Source organism: Paenibacillus sp. J22P143, assembly GCF_059692035.1.
On record NZ_JCAUAQ010000031.1, the window covers coordinates 19,737 to 37,617 of the forward strand.

General features: G+C 49.3%; 23 protein-coding genes. 12 read left to right on the top strand and 11 right to left on the bottom strand.

Going from position 1 to position 17,881, the window contains the following annotated elements; genetic code table 11:
• Positions 1-59: 59 nt before the first annotated feature.
• From AC58PQ_RS26045 to AC58PQ_RS26065, 5 genes are all read right to left on the bottom strand, one after another.
• Positions 60-1,559 (bottom strand): IMP dehydrogenase, encoded by a 1,500-nt coding sequence (locus AC58PQ_RS26045; RefSeq protein WP_497246708.1) that lies wholly within the window; start codon positions 1,557-1,559, stop codon positions 60-62.
• A gap of 153 nt (positions 1,560-1,712) precedes the next feature.
• Positions 1,713-2,138, bottom strand: coding sequence for a pyridoxamine 5'-phosphate oxidase family protein (locus tag AC58PQ_RS26050; RefSeq protein ID WP_497246710.1), 426 nt, complete (start codon positions 2,136-2,138; stop codon positions 1,713-1,715).
• A 100-nt stretch (positions 2,139-2,238) separates the two neighbouring features.
• Positions 2,239-4,002 (bottom strand): B12-binding domain-containing radical SAM protein, encoded by a 1,764-nt coding sequence (locus AC58PQ_RS26055; RefSeq protein WP_497246712.1) that lies wholly within the window; start codon positions 4,000-4,002, stop codon positions 2,239-2,241.
• A 149-nt stretch (positions 4,003-4,151) separates the two neighbouring features.
• Entirely contained in the window at positions 4,152-4,376 is a 225-nt protein-coding gene (locus tag AC58PQ_RS26060) for a hypothetical protein (protein WP_477587635.1), read from the bottom strand.
• 384 nt (positions 4,377-4,760) lie between these two features.
• The gene (locus tag AC58PQ_RS26065) at positions 4,761-6,104 is read right to left on the bottom strand and encodes an FAD-dependent oxidoreductase (protein ID WP_497246714.1); all 1,344 of its coding nucleotides are present in this window, start codon (positions 6,102-6,104) and stop codon (positions 4,761-4,763) included.
• A 160-nt stretch (positions 6,105-6,264) separates the two neighbouring features.
• Here AC58PQ_RS26065 and AC58PQ_RS26070 point away from each other — a divergent pair, with 160 nt between their 5' ends.
• From AC58PQ_RS26070 to AC58PQ_RS26080, 3 genes are all read left to right on the top strand, one after another.
• Entirely contained in the window at positions 6,265-7,296 is a 1,032-nt protein-coding gene (locus tag AC58PQ_RS26070) for a LacI family DNA-binding transcriptional regulator (protein WP_497246716.1), read from the top strand.
• Between the two features lie 94 nt (positions 7,297-7,390).
• On the top strand, positions 7,391-8,395 hold the full coding sequence (locus tag AC58PQ_RS26075; protein WP_497246718.1) for an RluA family pseudouridine synthase: 1,005 nt from the start codon (positions 7,391-7,393) through the stop codon (positions 8,393-8,395).
• Positions 8,396-8,456: 61 nt separating this feature from the next.
• The gene (locus AC58PQ_RS26080; RefSeq protein WP_497246720.1) at positions 8,457-9,413 is read left to right on the top strand and encodes a D-2-hydroxyacid dehydrogenase; all 957 of its coding nucleotides are present in this window, start codon (positions 8,457-8,459) and stop codon (positions 9,411-9,413) included.
• 293 nt (positions 9,414-9,706) lie between these two features.
• On the opposite strand, the gene AC58PQ_RS26085 is transcribed toward AC58PQ_RS26080, so the two are convergent.
• Positions 9,707-10,546, bottom strand: a complete 840-nt coding sequence (locus AC58PQ_RS26085; RefSeq protein WP_497246722.1) for a 1,4-dihydroxy-6-naphtoate synthase — start codon at positions 10,544-10,546, stop codon at positions 9,707-9,709.
• Between the two features lies 1 nt (position 10,547).
• Entirely contained in the window at positions 10,548-11,186 is a 639-nt protein-coding gene (locus AC58PQ_RS26090; protein WP_497246724.1) for a futalosine hydrolase, read from the bottom strand.
• 147 nt (positions 11,187-11,333) lie between these two features.
• On the opposite strand from AC58PQ_RS26090, the gene AC58PQ_RS26095 reads away from it, so the two are divergent.
• The gene (locus tag AC58PQ_RS26095) at positions 11,334-11,939 is read left to right on the top strand and encodes a DUF2087 domain-containing protein (protein WP_497246726.1); all 606 of its coding nucleotides are present in this window, start codon (positions 11,334-11,336) and stop codon (positions 11,937-11,939) included.
• Here the strand turns inward: AC58PQ_RS26095 and AC58PQ_RS26100 are convergent.
• Positions 11,931-12,722 carry an AraC family transcriptional regulator gene (locus AC58PQ_RS26100; protein ID WP_497246728.1) on the bottom strand — a complete coding sequence of 264 codons (792 nt, stop codon included), beginning with the start codon at positions 12,720-12,722 and terminating at the stop codon, positions 11,931-11,933. The genes AC58PQ_RS26095 and AC58PQ_RS26100 overlap by 9 nt on opposite strands.
• Positions 12,723-12,915: 193 nt before the next feature.
• On the opposite strand from AC58PQ_RS26100, the gene AC58PQ_RS26105 reads away from it, so the two are divergent.
• From AC58PQ_RS26105 to AC58PQ_RS26140, 8 genes are all read left to right on the top strand, one after another.
• Positions 12,916-13,017, top strand: coding sequence for a YjcZ family sporulation protein (locus AC58PQ_RS26105; RefSeq protein WP_477587644.1), 102 nt, complete (start codon positions 12,916-12,918; stop codon positions 13,015-13,017).
• A 130-nt stretch (positions 13,018-13,147) separates the two neighbouring features.
• Complete coding sequence (locus AC58PQ_RS26110) at positions 13,148-14,158, top strand: glycosyltransferase family 2 protein (RefSeq protein WP_497246730.1); 1,011 nt, start codon at positions 13,148-13,150, stop codon at positions 14,156-14,158.
• A 4-nt stretch (positions 14,159-14,162) separates the two neighbouring features.
• Positions 14,163-14,600, top strand: coding sequence for a GtrA family protein (locus AC58PQ_RS26115; RefSeq protein WP_497246732.1), 438 nt, complete (start codon positions 14,163-14,165; stop codon positions 14,598-14,600).
• A 127-nt stretch (positions 14,601-14,727) separates the two neighbouring features.
• Complete coding sequence (locus tag AC58PQ_RS26120; RefSeq protein ID WP_477587647.1) at positions 14,728-15,021, top strand: alpha/beta-type small acid-soluble spore protein; 294 nt, start codon at positions 14,728-14,730, stop codon at positions 15,019-15,021.
• A 109-nt stretch (positions 15,022-15,130) separates the two neighbouring features.
• Complete coding sequence (locus AC58PQ_RS26125) at positions 15,131-15,574, top strand: Hsp20/alpha crystallin family protein (protein ID WP_171631165.1); 444 nt, start codon at positions 15,131-15,133, stop codon at positions 15,572-15,574.
• A gap of 142 nt (positions 15,575-15,716) precedes the next feature.
• Positions 15,717-15,935 carry a hypothetical protein gene (locus AC58PQ_RS26130; RefSeq protein ID WP_497246734.1) on the top strand — a complete coding sequence of 73 codons (219 nt, stop codon included), beginning with the start codon at positions 15,717-15,719 and terminating at the stop codon, positions 15,933-15,935.
• An 81-nt stretch (positions 15,936-16,016) separates the two neighbouring features.
• Entirely contained in the window at positions 16,017-16,445 is a 429-nt protein-coding gene (locus AC58PQ_RS26135) for a hypothetical protein (RefSeq protein WP_497246736.1), read from the top strand.
• An 11-nt stretch (positions 16,446-16,456) separates the two neighbouring features.
• Positions 16,457-16,813, top strand: coding sequence for a hypothetical protein (locus AC58PQ_RS26140; RefSeq protein WP_497246738.1), 357 nt, complete (start codon positions 16,457-16,459; stop codon positions 16,811-16,813).
• 20 nt (positions 16,814-16,833) lie between these two features.
• Here AC58PQ_RS26140 and AC58PQ_RS26145 read toward each other — a convergent pair whose 3' ends face one another.
• From AC58PQ_RS26145 to AC58PQ_RS26155, 3 genes are all read right to left on the bottom strand, one after another.
• Positions 16,834-17,097 (bottom strand): hypothetical protein, encoded by a 264-nt coding sequence (locus AC58PQ_RS26145; RefSeq protein WP_497246740.1) that lies wholly within the window; start codon positions 17,095-17,097, stop codon positions 16,834-16,836.
• A gap of 17 nt (positions 17,098-17,114) precedes the next feature.
• A complete protein-coding gene (locus AC58PQ_RS26150; protein WP_497246742.1) occupies positions 17,115-17,357 on the bottom strand; it encodes a spore germination protein in 243 nt (80 codons plus the stop codon).
• Between the two features lie 178 nt (positions 17,358-17,535).
• Positions 17,536-17,880, bottom strand: coding sequence for a hypothetical protein (locus AC58PQ_RS26155; RefSeq protein WP_497246744.1), 345 nt, complete (start codon positions 17,878-17,880; stop codon positions 17,536-17,538).
• Position 17,881: the final 1 nt, after the last annotated feature.

The window sequence follows — 17,881 nt, forward strand, 5'->3', positions numbered from 1 at the left end:
CTCTCTGATCGCGCCGCTTTTGACGGGCACTGTCAGAGAGCTTTTATTTGTAAGCTAACCTATTCTTCCGAAAGACTGCTTTCTTTTAGAATTACGTCATGTGCTCCGCCTTCAACCAGTGATGTCGCGGATACGAGTGCGATTCTCGCATTAGCTTTCAACTCATCCAACGTCAATGAACCGCAGTTGCACATCGTGGATTTGATTTTGCCTAGCGTCTTGTCCAGGTTTTCTTGCAGACTTCCCGCGTAAGGAACGTAGGAATCTACGCCTTCCTCGAATAGAAGCTTGCTTTTGCCGCCTGTGTCATAACGCTGCCAGTTACGAGCACGATTGGAGCCTTCGCCCCAGTACTCTTTCACATAGTTATTACCGACTTTAAGCTTTCTTGTCGGGCTCTCATCGAAACGAGCAAAATATCTGCCCAGCATAACGAAGTCAGCGCCCATCGCCAAAGCAAGGGTAACATGGTAGTCGTGTACGATACCACCATCGGAACAAATCGGAATGTAGATACCGGTTTCTCTGAAGTACTCATCTCTCGCTTCAACAACCTCCATCACAGAGGAAGCTTGGCCGCGGCCAATACCCTTTTGTTCCCGCGTAATACAGATAGAACCGCCACCGATCCCTACTTTGATAAAGTCAGCACCTGACTCTACTAGATAGCGGAAGCCTTCACGGTCAACGACGTTACCCGCACCAATTTTGACATCAAAATTCTGTTTCACATATTGTACGGTCTCATGCTGCCATTCGCTGTAACCATCGGATGAATCGATAACGAGAATGTCCACGCCAGCCTCAACAAGCGCAGGAACTCGCTCCGTATAATCCTTCGTGTTGATTCCAGCGCCGACAATGTAGCTTTTGTTTTTATCCAGCAGCTCCATCGGGTTCTCTTTGTGCTCGTCATAATCCTTGCGGAAAACAAGCGTGTCCAATTTCCCATTGTCATCTACAATCGGTAAACAGTTCAACTTGTGATCCCAGATGAGATTATTCGCTTCTGACAAAGTAATGCCGGATTTGCCATAAATCAATTTTTCGAAAGGTGTCATGAACTCTGAAATCTTACGATCCAACGGATCACGGCTCCGACGATAGTCACGACCTGTTACGATCCCCAGCAATATCCCGTTCGCTGTACCATCATCGGTGATCGCAACTGTGGAATGGCCTGTCTCTTCTTTCAAAGCTAGCACATCACTAAGCGTTTGCTCGGGTTTCAGGTTAGAACGACTTACGACGAAACCAGCCTTGTACCCCTTTACCTTACGCACCATCAGTGCTTGTTCTTCAATTGACTGAGAGCCAAAAATAAACGAAATCCCGCCACTACGCGCCAACGCAATAGCCATTCCATCATCGGATACGGCTTGCATGACAGCAGAAGAAAACGGGATATTCAGTGAGATCGCTGGCTCCTCACCCTTATTAAATTTGACTAACGGAGTCTTCAACTTTACATTTGCTGGTGTACACGCCTTCGTCGTCAGGTTAGGAATCAACAGAAACTCACTAAACGTACGAGATGGTTCCATATAATACGTAGCCACTTTACAATTTCCTCCTAATATAGGGATCTTTGAGCATCGCTCAAAGTCTCTCCTTTGATTGATCCATAGGTAAATTTTTATAATCTTATCACTGAACCTTGCCTGTGGTCAATGGATTTTTTAGGGAAATGTTCAGTAGGCTGCGAATCGGCGTTATTTCGTCCAGATTTGAGGTTCGGAACCTTGGCTCGAATATTCAATATAAGACGGGGAAATGTCCATCACGACATAGTTAGGATCATGTGGCCCCTCAAACCATTGCTTCATATCATCGGTCCATAGCTTCTCACGAAGGGCATTGTCCGAAGAGATCGTAGCGGTAGCCTGAATTTGCAAAATATTTGGCGTAGACTTGCCATCATATCCCACAAGAATGTGCACATGGGGATTCTCTTGGAGTTCTTCTACCTTATCTGTTTTCTTACTCGTCGTTAAATAAATCTCCAAACCGTCGTGAAACAAGGCCATGTAACGCACTTTGGGCTTGTTTCCGTCAATCGTCGCAAAGGAGCACACCTGATTGGCGTTCAACACCTGGATGATTTGCTCTTCAAGTTGTGAGTTTTTCGTTTCAATCATACTAAGCTCTCCTTTCAGTCTCAACCTGCTTTAACTCCCCTAGATTACCCAATTCGGGGCAAAAAATACCCCTCACGACGGTCGTGAGGGGCATGGAAGATTAGATCGTTGCCAGCTGCTGCAGCGGCATCGTGTAATAGGAGGCCGGCTTCTGCGCGTCCGGCGGGAAGTGCACGACAAGCAGCTCCTTGCTGCTTTCGTCGATTACGCCGCTTTGCAGGTACGTCTGCAAAGCGAATGGCAAGACCTCAAGCATCGCATGCTTGTGGAGGTCTTTCTCGTTGATGCGGAGGCTCTGGAAGTCTCCGCTGACGAGCTCAGGCTGCTCCGCGACCAGCTTCAGGTACGCATTCTGCTCGGACTTCTCCAAGGTGAAGTCCCACCAGATTTTGCGCGGCTTATATTTATGGCCGAGGAAGTAGTCGAGCTTCATCAGGCCTTCGATGATGTGCATGTTTGGCGTTCCGCGATAAAGGAGGAACTCGCGTAAGCGAGTGAACAGATCCTCGAGCTGATGCCCGATCTTCTGCCAGCCGCGGCCTTCCCAGAAGTCGCCGAACTCTTGGAAGAAATCGAACGCTGACGCGAACTCGTTAGCGATGAGATGTTTCACCGTATGATCCATGCGGTGCGCGTTCCAATATTTCTCGAGCACATCCTCCACGCGCTTGATGCGAATCAAGTCTGTGAACGGCAGGATGTCATTGCCGAGAATTTCGTAAGGAGCGTGATCCATATAAATATAGCCAAATTTATGTGCATCGTTACGCATGCCAGTGCCACGCAGCATTTTGAGGAAGCCCAGTTGAAGTTCTTCTGGCCCTAGCTCGAACACATCGTTAAACGTCTTCCGGAACGAGTTATAATCTTCTTCAGGCAGTCCGGCGATGAGATCGAGATGCTGGTCGATTTTGAGGCTGTTTTTAACCTTAGACACGGTGCGGCTCAGCTTGAAGAAATTCTGTCTGCGCTGCACGAGGTCATTCGTCGTGTCATTCGTCGATTGGACACCGATCTCGAAACGGAACGTGCCTGGCGGCGCATTTTCAGCTAAATAGTCAAGAACCTCAGGGCGCATGATATCTGCCGTAATCTCAAATTGGAACACGGTGCCGCGGTGATTTTGGATGAGGAATTCGAAGATTTCCATCGCATAGTCACGTTTAATGTTAAACGTACGATCCACGAATTTGATCAGCTTCGCACCTGAGTCGATGAGATATAGCAAATCTGACTTCGTTCGCTCCATGTCAAAATATCGCACACCCACCTCAATACTCGATAGGCAAAATTGGCAAGAGAACGGACAGCCGCGGCTTGTCTCGAAGTAGACAACACGGTTGGCTAGGCTCGGAATATCTTCCTTGAATCGATGAGGCGACGGGATATCATCCAGCTTCAGCTTCGGTCTGCCTGGCATCAGAATCACTTCTTGCTCCTTGCGATAGGCGACGCCGTAGACGAAGTGGTATTTGCGCGTTGTTGAGATCTCTGTCAGTAGCTGGTGGAATGTTTCTTCCCCTTCGCCCATAACGATAAAATCAACCTCAGGAATGCGCGCCATCCAATAGTCCGTGTCATAAGAAACCTCAGGTCCACCAAGGACAATGAGGATTTCGGGTCTGATTTTTTTGATCATTTTGATAATGTTAATCGTCTCTTCAATGTTCCATATGTAGCAAGAAAAGCCCAGCACGTCTGGCGCCTTCTGATAGATGTCAGAGACCACATTCATGACGGGATCTTTAATCGTATATTCGGATATTTCAACATCAAAATCCTTCTCGCAGAACGCTTTCAGATAGCGCAAAGCCAAGGAGGTATGAATGAATTTGGCGTTCAGTGTGGATACAAGTACTTTCATATGAAAAAAACCTCGTTCTATTCTGGGTTATCGTGCCTTCTAATTCTACACGAAAACGGAGGAAATACAAAGGTAAGCCCTCCCATGAGGGACGACTTAAGCAGCGCGTTTAGGGAAACGGAGGACGTGGATCAGTCATCTGCAGACAATTACAGAACCATGTCGTCATCCAAATGTGGGACTTCATAGGGGAATTGCAGGTAGGAGGCTTCTTCGATGGCATTTTTCCAGCGTTCGGCGTGAGAATAGAGCTGCTGCTCGACTTCTTGGATTTTCTGGTGAATTTCGCCTGCGGATTCAGCCGGTTCACGTTGCAGCGCTTGCTGCAACGTCGTGCGTTCTTCGAACCATTGCGTTAATTGGTATAAAAGCATAGGGACCCCGCCTCTCTCACGATAGATGATGTATGTGCTAGTGTTCCCTGATTTGAGGTGGCGTATTCGGGGTGGGGCGGAGGCGGGCGACGAGGTGAATGCAGGAAGCAAGGATAGGCTCGGATTTCGAGCAAAATCCAGCTTCGCAAAGGCCAGCTCAACTCGCGACACACGTCAGAAAGTTAGTTGGAGTAGCTGAGCCTCACTGAAGCTGGATTTTCCCGCTTCAGAACGTCGGTTGGAGTAGCTGAGCTGCTCTGAGGCTGGTTTTTCCAGCTTCGCAAAGGTCAGCTCAACTCGAAAAAGTGTCGGAAAGTCCCATGGACTTTCCGACACTCTAAGGTTTCACTTTAAATTTATCTGTGACAGATTTAACGCTAGCTTCTATTTCAACAAAGCCCCTTCCTGTTCCAAGACAGCTTGCAGTTCAGCTACATTAATCTCCGCTGGAAGCACGCCATGCTTAACAGCGAGGCCCGCTGCGGAACCAGCGGCTTGCCCCGTAGCCATGCAGCTTGGCGTGAGGCGCGTGGTCGCGAGCGCTTCGTGCGTGGTGGAGATGCAGCGCCCTGCGGTGAGCAGGTTTTCGATTTTTTGCGGCAGCAGGCAGCGGTAAGGGATGTCGTAGGCGCCGTCCCCTTCGACCCAAGCTGCGGTTACACCTTTGCCGGACGGATCGTGAATGTCGATCGGATAGCCGCTGCGTGCGATAACGTCATCAAAATGACGGCCTTGCACGACATCGTCCACTTGCAGCGCATACTGACCATCAATCCGACGCGTTTCACGGATACCAATCTGTGTGCCGACATTGGAAATGGAGGCTTTTTCAAAGCCAGGCAGGTTATTGCGCATGAATTCTGCGACCATGAGCACTTGCTTACGTCCAAGTTCCTCAGCCTCAGTCAAGTCCTCGACATTGGTGCCATCCAGCCCCTGCACACGCGTGGTATTGACCAGTACTTCGTCGTCTTCTGGGCCTGTGAAGAAAAGAACTTGATCGCGATTGATCGGAAGATTCGCTTCCTTCCAATGCTTGAAATAGCCTAGTACACCCGACAGCGGGAGATCCGCGAGCTCGGAGAATGGCGTCTTTTTATAAAACTCGTCTGGATGATCGATCATATATTGTTTCACGGCAGGCAGATTCACACCGCGCATTCTGAATTTCATCGTCATCGGTTGTGTCGCTTTATCGCCATCACGCCCTTTTAAGCACGGCGCTCCTGATAGGTACGCGAGGTCCGCATCGCCCGTGGTATCGATAAACACTTTGCCACTGACATCGATTCGGCCTGATTTGGACGTCAATTGTACGGATTGAATCCGATTATCCACGGTCTCAACATGATCTACAAAGCTATGGAAAAGCAGCTTAACTCCCGCTTCCTTCAACATATCGACAGCCAATACCTTATAAATCTCTGGGTGGTAAGGCGTAATCGTATTCACGAAACCAACGGTATCCCGAAGATGTCCTGGGGATGCGTTCATCGCCATGAGACGGTCAATAATTTCTTGTGCAAGTCCAGCAATGACTTGTTTCCCATCCGTTGTATGAAACGTCATCCAAGGATACACCAGCGCAGCCGTCGACATGCCGCCAATAAAGCCGTATTTCTCTATTAAAACGGTTTTGGCCCCGCTCCGTCCTGCCGCAATTGCCGCATTTACACCTGCTGGTCCCCCACCTACTACAACCACATCTGCTTCTATCTGTTTGATCATCTGACTTCGCTCCCTTAGGTAATTTTGTTTGGTATCTCACTTGCCTCTTCCATGCCTTGCTTCTCTCTTAGTTTAGTTTAAAAATAACCTTCTTTTTAGTTTAAATTTAGTTTAAAATTGGAGATACAGAAGGTAGCAAAGAAGGAGACATCACAGACGTATGCGCAAACGAATTACGCTCCATGATTTGGCCGCTCAGCTTGGCTTAACGATACAAACAGTATCCAAAGCGCTGCGTGGACTGCCTGGCATGTCAGAGCAGACACGAAGTGAAGTTTTCAAGCTTGCGCGCGAGCTTGGCTATATGACCAAAGATCAGAAGCAAACGCTACAGCAGGACCTCATCTCACCGTATCCCGTAGTGCAGCGCAGGTTCGTGCTCGTCCAGAACAAGCAATCCTTGAACTTCAATCGCCTGCTGCTGCAAGGCTTGCATGAACGCTTCATGGAGTTTGGCCATACCGTTCAGCCGCTTCTCATTCCAGCTAAACTGAAGCCCTCTCAATTTGATGACTGGGCCGAGGATCAAGGGCTCCTGTATGCAGAAGGCGTGTTCATTGCGCCACGGATGAATTGGGATCTCTTGGAGCAAAAGCTGCTGGAATTGCAGCTCCCTCGCATTCTGCTGAATTTTCCGCCGCCGGAGTCCAAAGTCGATAGTGTCATTTGGGATGTGTATGAGGCTGTATATCAGGCGGTTCGGAGATTGGTAAGGATGGGCCATCGGAACATCTTATATGTCGGGGATACGAAGGATCAACGCGGATTCGTCATTCGTTGGCAGGCTTTCGTCGAAGCGATGAAAGAAGCTGGCGTGACCGTGGATCCACAGGAACATGCGATTGAGCGGGATGGTTCCGAGGATTGGTTGGGGAATTTTGAGCGGATGTATCAGGTACGGAAGCCAACTGCTGTGATATGCGGCATTGATGAGGAAGCTGCGCCGGTGTATCACACGCTGCGCCAATTAGGCGTTCAAGTACCGCAGCACTGCTCGCTAGTCGCCCTGCTCAATGAGCAAAGCGATACGCTGCCGCTCTGCTCTCGCCCTCAGCTGCCGATTCGAGAGGCCGGCTATCGCGCAGCGGATCGCATGCTATGGCGGATTGCGAATCCGCATTTACCTTTTGAACATGTGCGGCTGCAGGGTGATTTTTTCACAGGGAGTACGATTCATAAGTTGCAGGGATAAGAGTTAGCGTTTCATTTGCTTTTAGGAACGTGGTATATTGGAGGTCGAATGAACTGACCGGAAGGTAAGCCATCGCAATAGGAGGTATATTAATATGCAGAAAAAACAAGGTTCACGTCCAAAAGGAAGCCTCAGCCATAAACCCAAATTCGGTACTCATAAGCCACAGGGCCAACCCTCGCAAACTGCTAAGGTGAGCCAGGACTCGAGCACTCGTCAGTATACGGTGAAGGAGCCCATGGAGCTTCTGCCCTTTTTGTTAGAAAAGCTATCGAGCTTAGGCCGGAATGCTGTAAAAGCGATCCTCGCTCGCGGACAAGTCGCTGTGAATGGCAAAGCGGTAACGGCTTATAATCACCCCTTAAAGCCCGAGATGACGGTCACAATTAACAAGGATAAAGTGGTCGAGGATATCCCTCTCGCTGGCATGAGTATTTTGTACGAAGATAACGATGTCATTGTGATTCAAAAGGATGCTGGCCTTCTATCCATCGCGACGGATACGCAGGAAAATCAGATCACGGCCTATCGCCAGCTCACGGCACATGTGCGGAACCATGATCCGAAGGCGCGGATTTTTGTCGTTCATCGTTTGGATCGGGATACGTCCGGTGTGATGATGTTTGCCAAAACTGAACAAGCCCAACAGCAGCTGCAAAACACATGGCAGGAAAGCGTCAAAGAGCGGACCTATGTGGCCTTGGTGGAAGGTATGGTGCGCAAGCCGGAAGGAACGATTTCATCGTGGCTCAAAGAGCACGCGAAATCACTCAAAATGTACTCCACACCGTACCCAACCGATGGGCAACACGCCGTGACGCATTACAAAACGCTGCAAGCGAACAAAAGCTTCTCACTGCTTGAGGTCAACTTGGAGACTGGACGTAAAAACCAGATTCGCGTACATATGCAGGATATCGGGCACCCGGTTGCTGGAGATAAAAAGTATGGCTCCAAATCGAAGGAGATTAATCGACTTGGACTGCATGCGCGTGTGCTTGCCTTTTTGCACCCGACGACCGGAAAGTTAATGCGTTTTGAGACGCATATTCCAAAGTTGTTTTTGAATCCTTTTAAGGAGCCAGGTGTGAAAAAGTAAAAGCTTCTTAGACAAAGAATAACGTAAAAAGCAGTAGTAAATTAACTCAGGGAGTAGATCAATGAAAATTGTTGTGCTAGATGGTTACACGTTAAATCCCGGTGATTTGGACTGGAACGGCTTTGAAGCTTTGGGTGAGCTCGTTGTCTATGATCGGACGGCTGAGAGCGAAATCGTAGAGCGTGCAACGGATGCTGACATCGTACTGACGAATAAAACGCCTATCTCCGCTGGCACGCTGGGGCAATTGTCGAAGTTGCGTTATGTCGGCGTTCTGGCGACTGGCTACAATATCGTGGATGTTCAGGCAGCGAAAGAGCGCGGTATTGTGGTGACAAATGTCCCTGCGTACAGCACGCATTCGGTAGCTCAGTTGGTGTTTGCGTTGGTGTTGGAGTTCTGCCATCGCGTGCAGCGTCATAGTGACAGTGTGCTTCAGGGGGATTGGGCTGCGTCGATCGATTTCAGCTATAGCAGATCCCCACTCGTTGAGTTAAGCGGTCAAACGATGGGACTCATTGGGCTCGGCCAGATTGGAAGGCAAACGGCGCTCATTGCACAAGCAATGGGCATGAAGGTGATCGCAACAGGTAGTGGTCGCCGTGTACCTGAGCCCGTAGAGGGCATTGAATGGGTGTCACTTGAGGAACTACTACAGCGTGCAGATGTAGTTAGTCTACATTGCCCACTGACGGCGGCGACGAATGAGCTGATTAATGCGGAGCGGATTGCGTTGATGAAACCGTCGGCAATTCTGATTAACACGGCCCGAGGTGGGCTGCTTAACGAGGCAGATGTAGCGCAAGCTTTGAACGATGGTCGCATCGTTGGTGCGGGTTTGGATGTGCTGACGGTAGAACCGCCGAAGCCCGACAACCCTTTGTTGCATGCGAAAAATGTGATTATCACGCCGCATATTGCGTGGGCAACGAAGGAAGCTAGAGCCAGGTTGATGGCTGTTGCGAGTGAGAATGCCCGGGCGTTTGCCGAGGGGCAACCAGTGAATGTGATCGGCTAGGTAGGGATATCGGAGTCCTGGCTGCTCCCGTGTAGTGATGTTTTTCATCACTACAGCGAACAAAACTCACTTCCAAGTCACTGTAGTGATGATTTTCATCGTTACAGCTTGAACATTCGTGGATTTGGGGCTTCCTCGGGTCTGTAGTGATGTTTTTCATCACTACAGTGGCTTGGAAGATCAGGTATGCTCGGTTATTACAAAAGGCTGTCTATTCATGTAGATTTCATCTACGGGATAGACAGCCTTTTGTGTGTTCATATTGGATTCTACTCAACCACTCCAAAGTAATGCTACTTCAATAAGGCAGCGTAATCCATCTGCGGCACAAGACCTGTCTCAGCGGCTCGCTGGAGCAAGGTCAAGACCGCGCCATAGCCGCTCTCGCCGAGATCAGCTGTGAACTCGTTGACGTACAGGTCGATGTGCTGCTGCGCGACCTGCGGGTCCATTTCCTGCGCGTGCTGCATGACGTAGTCGCGCGATGCTTCCGGATGCGCCCACGCGTATTCAACCGAGGCGCGAGCCCAGCCCGCGAGCGCCTCCAGATCCATGGAGCGCCGTGCAATGATGGCGCCCAGTGGGATTGGCAGCCCGGTGTCTTGCTCCCACCAGCTGCCCAAATCTGTTAGAAGCGCTAACCCGTACGACGGGTAAGTGAATCGCGCTTCATGAATGACGAGGCCAGCATCAATGAGGCCGTCCCGCACGGCGGGCATGATCTCGTGGAACGGCATGACCACGATTTCGCCAACGCCGCCAGGCACGTTCTGTTCCGCCCATAAGCGGAACAGTAAGTACGCGGTCGAGCGCTCGCTCGGCACGGCTACTCGGCGGCCACTAAGTGCAGCCGGGTTAGCCGCGCCTTCGCTTGGCTGCATAAGGACAAGCGGTCCGCAGCCTCTACCCAAAGCGCCGCCACAGGGCAGCAGGGCATAGTCCTTCAGCACCCACGGGAGTGCTGCGTAAGAGATCTTGAGCACGTCGGGGCCAGTGCCTTCGGCGGCCAGACGGTTAGTTATATCAATGTCCGCGTAGAGGACATCAAGCTCTGGTGCGCCTGGTATTAAACCATGTGCCCAGGCGTGGAACACGAACGTATCGTTTGGGCATGGTGAAAACGCGATTTTCATTTTAAAGCACCTCCGCTAAAACTGAACCTGCTGCTTCTAAAGCTCTCAAGGCATCCCCGATCCGCCAGGCGTCTCGGTCTCGGGGGCCGACCGCGTTGGAGATCGCGCGGATCTCCAGCACAGGCACGCCACGCTGCTGCGCAGCGGTCGCTATGCCGAAGCCTTCCATGGCTTCGGCGGCAGCGCCAGGCACACGCGCCGCAAGCGCAGCGGCGGTTGCCGCTGTTCCGGTGGCCGTGGCCACCGTGAGCACCGGCGCCGCTTGCGCCTGTAGGCCGGCGGCTTGCAGCGCCGCAGTCACGCGCTGAGCCAAGTCGGCTGCAACGCTGATACGCGTTGAGCCGAAGCCCAGCTCGTCCAAGCTGCTGAAGCCGTCCAGCAGCTCTACGCCAAGATCGGCGGCGATAATCTCGCTCGCGATAACAAGCGAGCCGATGTCCGCTTGACCTACAAAACCGCCGGCGATGCCGGCGATAATCAATAGGTCATAGTCGACTTTGGCAAGCTCCAGGGCCCCATTCACCGCCGCCGCGGCAAGCCCCACTCCGGCTAATGCATATTCGAACCGGCTATCTTGACCAAGCCCTCTTTGAATGGCATCTCGTTCTGGAGCAACTGCTGTCATGACAAGTATTCGCATGGTTGTTTCCCCTTTAAGCTTTGACTTCTATACAGGTATTTTACATGACCCCTGTACAGAAGGAAACTTTCACGCTTGACACGCACACCAAATTTAAATATTATCTAATTAGAAGTTTATTAAATTAGTTTAATGGGAGCTGCTTTTATGCAACTAGATAAAATTATTACCTATCACAAAGCGCTTTCAGACGCGACGCGTATTCGTATACTTATTTTATTAGCGGACGGCGAATCGAACGGTCAAGCTCTCGCTGAGAACCTGGGCGTTACCCCAGCAACAGTTACCCATCATGCATCGAAACTTCGCGAAGCCAACTTGATTCATGAGCGTCGTGACAAAAATACAATTTTCTTCACATTGAATGACGCCTTCATTCGCAGTCACGGTCAGGCGACATCTGATCTTATTTTCAAAAATAAAAAGGAGGCGCCTGCATCTATGGAAACGGAAGACAAAAACTCAAGTCTAAAGCAGTCTATTTTACGGAACTTTTTCACGCTAGACGGCAAGCTCAAACATATTCCAGCCCAGCTCAAGAAAAAACTGATTGTTCTCGAGCATTTGGTTGCCGAGCTTGAAAAAGGACGCTCCTACGCCGAGAAAGAACTAAACGCCATCCTCAAAAACTTTCATCCGGATTTTGCTACCTTGCGCCGAGAATTGATTATGCATCAGTTTATGTTTCGGGAAAGTGAAATCTATGAATTGAATCCTAGGGAAATGTGGGCGAAGTGGGAAACCTTATCGTAGTGATCTCTCCTTCAGTCGCAGCAGCCACTTCTTATACTCCGTCGGTGTAATTCCAAGGCACCTCTTAAATTCCTTGGAAAAGTGCGCGTAATTATGATAGCCGAACTGCCCCATACAGCTCGGAATGTCCACTGCCGGATTGAAGAAGATTTGAAGCCGAGCCAAATTAAATCGCGACACGGAATTTAATTGCTTAGGCGACATGCCGACGAGTTCCGAGCAAATACGCTCAAAATGCCGCTGTGAATAACCACTCTCGGCTACGCTGATGGGAACATCCTGCTCCATCGGTGTTCGATATAGCTTGGACAAAATATCAATCATCGCGGTATGCTTGGTTTCTGCTTGGAGATGACGATACATATATACCGTCAGTAAGGCGATACCCTCATCCAAATCTGCCTCTGCCAGCTTCGGAACAAGCTCCGCGAGTTCATGCTCGGGAAAAAAGTCAGTGAGTGGAAGAAACTTGTCTTTGAGCGCGCGACTATCCATCTCTTTGAAGGCATGCAAACCCCACGGCAGCAATCGCACACCGAATAAACGGATGGGGCCTTCTGCCGTAAGCGGATGATACTGTGAAAGCGTACCGATAAAAAACGCCCTTGGCATCACTTGCCCGCCTGCGGAATAATCGGCTCCATAATGAAAGATCAGCTCTTGGCAGCCATCTGGCCACAGGGTTTCTCCCTCTTCTCCCCCGCTGTAATCCCGCTCCAAATACCAATAACATTTGATATATCGCTGTAATGTCTCATCCGGCTGGCGTTCCTCATAACGCATGTATGTGCCTCCATCTCGTATGAGGTCCCCCTCATTTCGTTCATCTATCATGTACGCTCTCCCATTGAATTCTCTCCACGCATGTCCTGAAATTTGGACACGTTGCCTAATTATTTATTCCGCATTCGGGTCATTCATCCATACACCCTTTAGTCGGATGACATATAGTAATTTTGTGAAGGGAGGGATTGACATGAGTTGTGGTTACCCTGCTGGTGGTTCTAGCGCTGCTGTTGTCCTCGTTCTATACGTACTCTTGGTTATCGTTCTTGCTACTTTCGGATTTGGTTGGTAATTAAAAAGCCATAGCGGTTGGGACGATGATTTCCGTTCCGGCCGCTTACTTTTTCTAGCCCTTTTAGCTATAATTAAATCTTAAGCTAGGAATTTCATCTACTACCTATTTAGGACGGAGACGAGGTATTGTGTCTAAACCGATTTTGACCATTGTGGTCCCTTGTTATAACGAAGAAGAAGTACTCCCGGAAACTGTATTTCAGCTCAGCGAGGTCTTAGATTCTCTCATTACCGATCAATTGGTTGCCCCCAATAGTACGGTATTGTTTGTAGACGATGGCAGCAAAGATGCAACCTGGTCGCTCATTGAGCGATTCCACCTCTCCAATCCATTCATTACGGGGCTTAAGCTGGCCAAAAATGCCGGTCATCAAAGCGCCTTACTTGCCGGACTTCTGAAAGCGAAAGCGTATTCCGACTGCGTCGTCTCGATCGACGCCGATCTCCAAGATGATACAGCGGTCATTCGTGAATTTCTCGTTAAATATCATGAAGGCTACGACATTGTCTACGGTATTCGTCAAGATCGCTCAGCAGATACCTTCTTCAAGCGAGCGACAGCGCAAGGCTTTTATAAACTCATGACATCGCTAGGTGTGAAAATACAGTACAATCATGCAGATTTCCGCTTAATGAGTAAGCGAACCCTTGATAATTTAGAGAAATTTCAAGAGGTTAACTTATTCCTTCGGGGTTTAGTACCTCTGCTAGGATTTCCCTCCACACAGGTTTATTATGACCGTAAAGAACGATTTGCTGGGGAATCCAAATATCCGCTGCGTAAAATGTTGGCTTTTGCCCTCGACGGCATCACGTCATTCAGTGTAACTCCCATTCGTTTCGTCACGGTGATGGGCTTCGTCCTCTTCGCGATGAGCGTCGTTGCAGCCCTTTATGCGATTATAGGTAAAATTCTAGGCGCCAACGTGACCGGTTGGACATCACTTGTGCTCTCGGTTTGGTTCATCGGCGGTGTACAGCTTCTTGCTCTCGGTTTGATCGGCGAATACATAGGTAAGATTTATAAAGAAGTGAAGCAGCGCCCCCTGTTTGTTATCGAAAAGGAATTGACAGAGCACGCTCAGGAAATAGTAGCTGTCACTTCGCAGGCGATTCAACCTGTCACTGCTAGGCGGTAATCGGATGAATTCCAATGCCATTAAATCCTTGTTAACAGGCAGCTTCGCGCGTTTTTTACTTGTTGGTGTGTTGAATACGCTGGTAGGCTTGTCGGCCAGCTTTGCTCTCTTTAACCTATTTGATCTTAATTATTGGGTATCGACCTTTGGTGGGAATACGATCGGTGCTGTAGTGAGTTATCTGCTTAATCGCACGTTTACCTTTCGTTCGAATGCCAGCATAGGCAGCAGTTGGTGGAAGTTCGCACTAGTAATCCTCGTCTGCTACGGTTTTTCCTATGGGATCAGTTGGCTTCTTGCCGAAGCGCTAGGATCCTATCTGACGAATGCCAGTACGAGCTGGCTCCATAATGGTGCCATTCTGGTTGGAAATGGCTTGTACACGATTGGCAATTACGTCGGGCATAAATATTTCACCTTCCGTACTCATGATCTAAAATAAACGACTACGCCGTCCTTATTGGACGGAAGCGTTTATCCAAAAATATAGCCGATGTATAAAGTAAAACATTAATTCTTTATATTTCGAAAAGGGACAGGGCATCCTAACACCTAAGAGGTGATAGACAATGTCACGAAGAAGAAGAAACCGGGCTATGGTGCCCGGATCCGAACATGGCTTAGGGCTTCTCAAAGCTCACGTCATGCAAAACCAAGGTTACGCCGTTAATCCAGAACGACCTGATCTTGTGAAGTATGAGGTCGCACGCACGCTTGGCGTTCCTTTGCAACAAGGCTATAATGGGCAACTCAGCTCGGAAGACGCCGGCAGAGTCGGTGGTCCAATCGGCGGCGCGATGGTGCGGGAGCTTGTACGCATGGCGCAGCAGCAACTCTTAAATCAGCGGCCACCGCAACAGTAAGTATGTCCCGAGTCTAGAAGTCAGCCATAATCCGCCGCGGTTGCACATAAACTAGTAGCAAGCTGCTTGCAGCTCTACTTTTAATCGTGAAGTCAGGTGATGATGGCAGATGAATCCTCCAGGCAATCGTTCGTCAAAGCCCGATTGGAAGGGACTGTCGGCGCAAGCCGGCGATGTGCTTGGCCCCGAGTTCTGGCAGGACATAGCCAGCATTATTCCGCTGACCGGACCCAGAGTTGATATGTATGAGACGCCTCAAGAGCTCGTTGTGGTCGCTGAGGTGCCAGGACTGTCTTCCCCTGAGAACATTCAGCTATCTTTCCGCGACCAATCGCTCCTGATTCGAGGGATGCTCGTTCGTCCATATCAAGTTAGTGATGAGCAAATGCGGCTTTCTGAGCGTTATTTTGGCACATTTGAGCGAGCGATCCGCTTGCCAGGCAGAGCCTTGACGGATCAGATGCGAGCGCAGTACCATAATGGATTGCTTATTATTCGTATTCCGCTTGCTCCTCCAGATGGCGAGAAGGTCATCCCAATACAATTTACGTGAGACAAAGGTTGATGAAGATTACCGACTCCACTTCATGGGGGAGACTCGGTGATCTTTTTGTTTTGCAAAAAGAGAAATGATTTTGCGTTTGTCCCCATATACATGGGAGGGAGATGCTGAAAAAGATTTGGAGGGAATAACGATGGTTCGGATTCAATTTAAATCCATTCATATCGAAGACATAGCAGAAAACTCTAGCGTTAACAAAGGTAGCAATCGGATCAGCGGAAGAAGGCATTCTGCCAAAACGAATCAGGGGATCGGTGAATTGACAGGGGATCACAACATGGTGTTGGGCGGGAAGCATACGGTCCTAGACAATGATACGTTTGACTTTAAACCGAAATCACGAAAGAGCTGAAGACGATCCATGTGGTTTCAAAAAAAAAAATCGTCGCCACTTCCCACTAGACCATCCGCTGCTCCTAATGTGCCATCCCCTGTGAGAAACGAGGCATTGTCTTCCAAGGACAAGGACACGCAAACCGTTCATTTATTGGAACAGCGGCTGCGAAGGCTTGAAGAACAATTGGCTGACTTATCTGCCAAGCATCCGCGTATTCACATCGATAACCTTCACGTCCATCAGCCTGTTCTCGAGAATTTGACCTTCCGACTCGATCATCTCGATATTAAGGAACTGAGCGGTTCGTTGAATTTAGGGAACAATTTCGGTGCTAAACCAAATGGGAAAGAGCAGAATGAAGCTGTGGATAAGGCCTTCCAACGTTCACAGGTGACCAAAGAATCAAGGTCAGAGAGGTCTACAGACGGTGTTTCACATTCTTCATCCGTACAAGATGGTTCAGGGCCTGAGCGAACTTCAACGGGCTACCGTTACACACCGCCACAGCCTAAAGCGGAAAAATGAGGTGATTATCGGTGTCTTCTTTCATGTCTCCAACTTTTATTATCGGTTCGATCCGCATCGGTTCCGTGGAAAGTGCCTCCTGTATCAATATGGGGAATAATTGGCCGACTGATTTTCAAAGTAATCAAAAAACGGTTCAAGGGTTTGGCGCCGTCGAAGGCGATCACAATCAGTTGGTCGGTACCCGCTCCATGCTGAACGATTCGGATTTCCTCGACATGCTCAATGTCGGTGATAACGAAACGCCAGAGTGGCTGCAGGAGATGATTACCGCGCAAGCGCAGACGTCTGGTTTCACCGCGGGTCCGACTGCCGCCTCGACTCCCGTATCAGAAGCAACGACAAAAGCTCCGCAAATGGCCGAATAAGGCTGTCGCGGAGCTTTTTTTCAAACACGACCAATGATTAAATCACCCTTCGTATACGGTGCATCGATGATATCGTTATCGTAAACCGTGTTTATATTGTTCCACACCACATTATGTTCACCGCTCACTTCACCTAGGCCACTGTTGCTTTTACTGCTTGTTGACCAATTCACTTGGGCATTCGCACCAATAAATATACCAGAAGCATCAGCTATTGAGTTCACGTGAATCGCATCAAATTGGATCAATGGGGGATCTAACGGACCGGACAACAGCTTCTGCATAGCCTACACCCTTTCAACTAAACTTGATTGGTTACGGCTGGTTTAAAGTCCTGATCATTAATTGGTGAATCAATAAAGTCATTATCAAAGATGGTATTGACGAAGTTGCAGGCGATCGAATTACCGATGAATTCACCGGTGCCGTAATTGTTTTTGCTATGGGAATCCCAGCTGGATTGTGCGTTCTCACCAATCCCGATCGTTGCATTCGTATTCTGATTATTAATATTGATCATGTTAAACACGATGGAACTCGGCATGCTGCTCACTCCCTGTCCGCGGTTAGTTCCAGCTGGCAGCGCGTGTTGCCGGTGCCTCAAGCCGTAAACCTGTATCTTAGCCTATTCAGTGGGCAGCGGATTGGTGCGCATTTCCACATGGATCTCAAAACAACAAAAGACTCTTTCCCCAGTAGGAAAGAGTCTTTTAATTGCATTCTCAGAACCAGAGTCCTGGACCACCGAAGCCGCCGCCAAAGCCAAAGCCAGGGCCGAAGCCACCGCCAAAGCCAGGACCAAAGCCACCGCCAAAGCCATAACCACCAAAGCCACCACCGAAGCCACCGTAAGCATAAGGTGCTGTACCAATAGCCAGCAAGTCGAATAATACCAATGGGATAATCGCTTTGACTTGCACTTTTTTGCCGTTTTGTGGAGCAACAATCAACGTGTTACCGCTGATCCGCACCAATTTACCAGTAACCTGTGTACCATCCTTCTTAACAGCCAAAATGTCTTTCCCGATCAATTTACGAACTTCTTCTTTACGAATTCTGGATGCCACG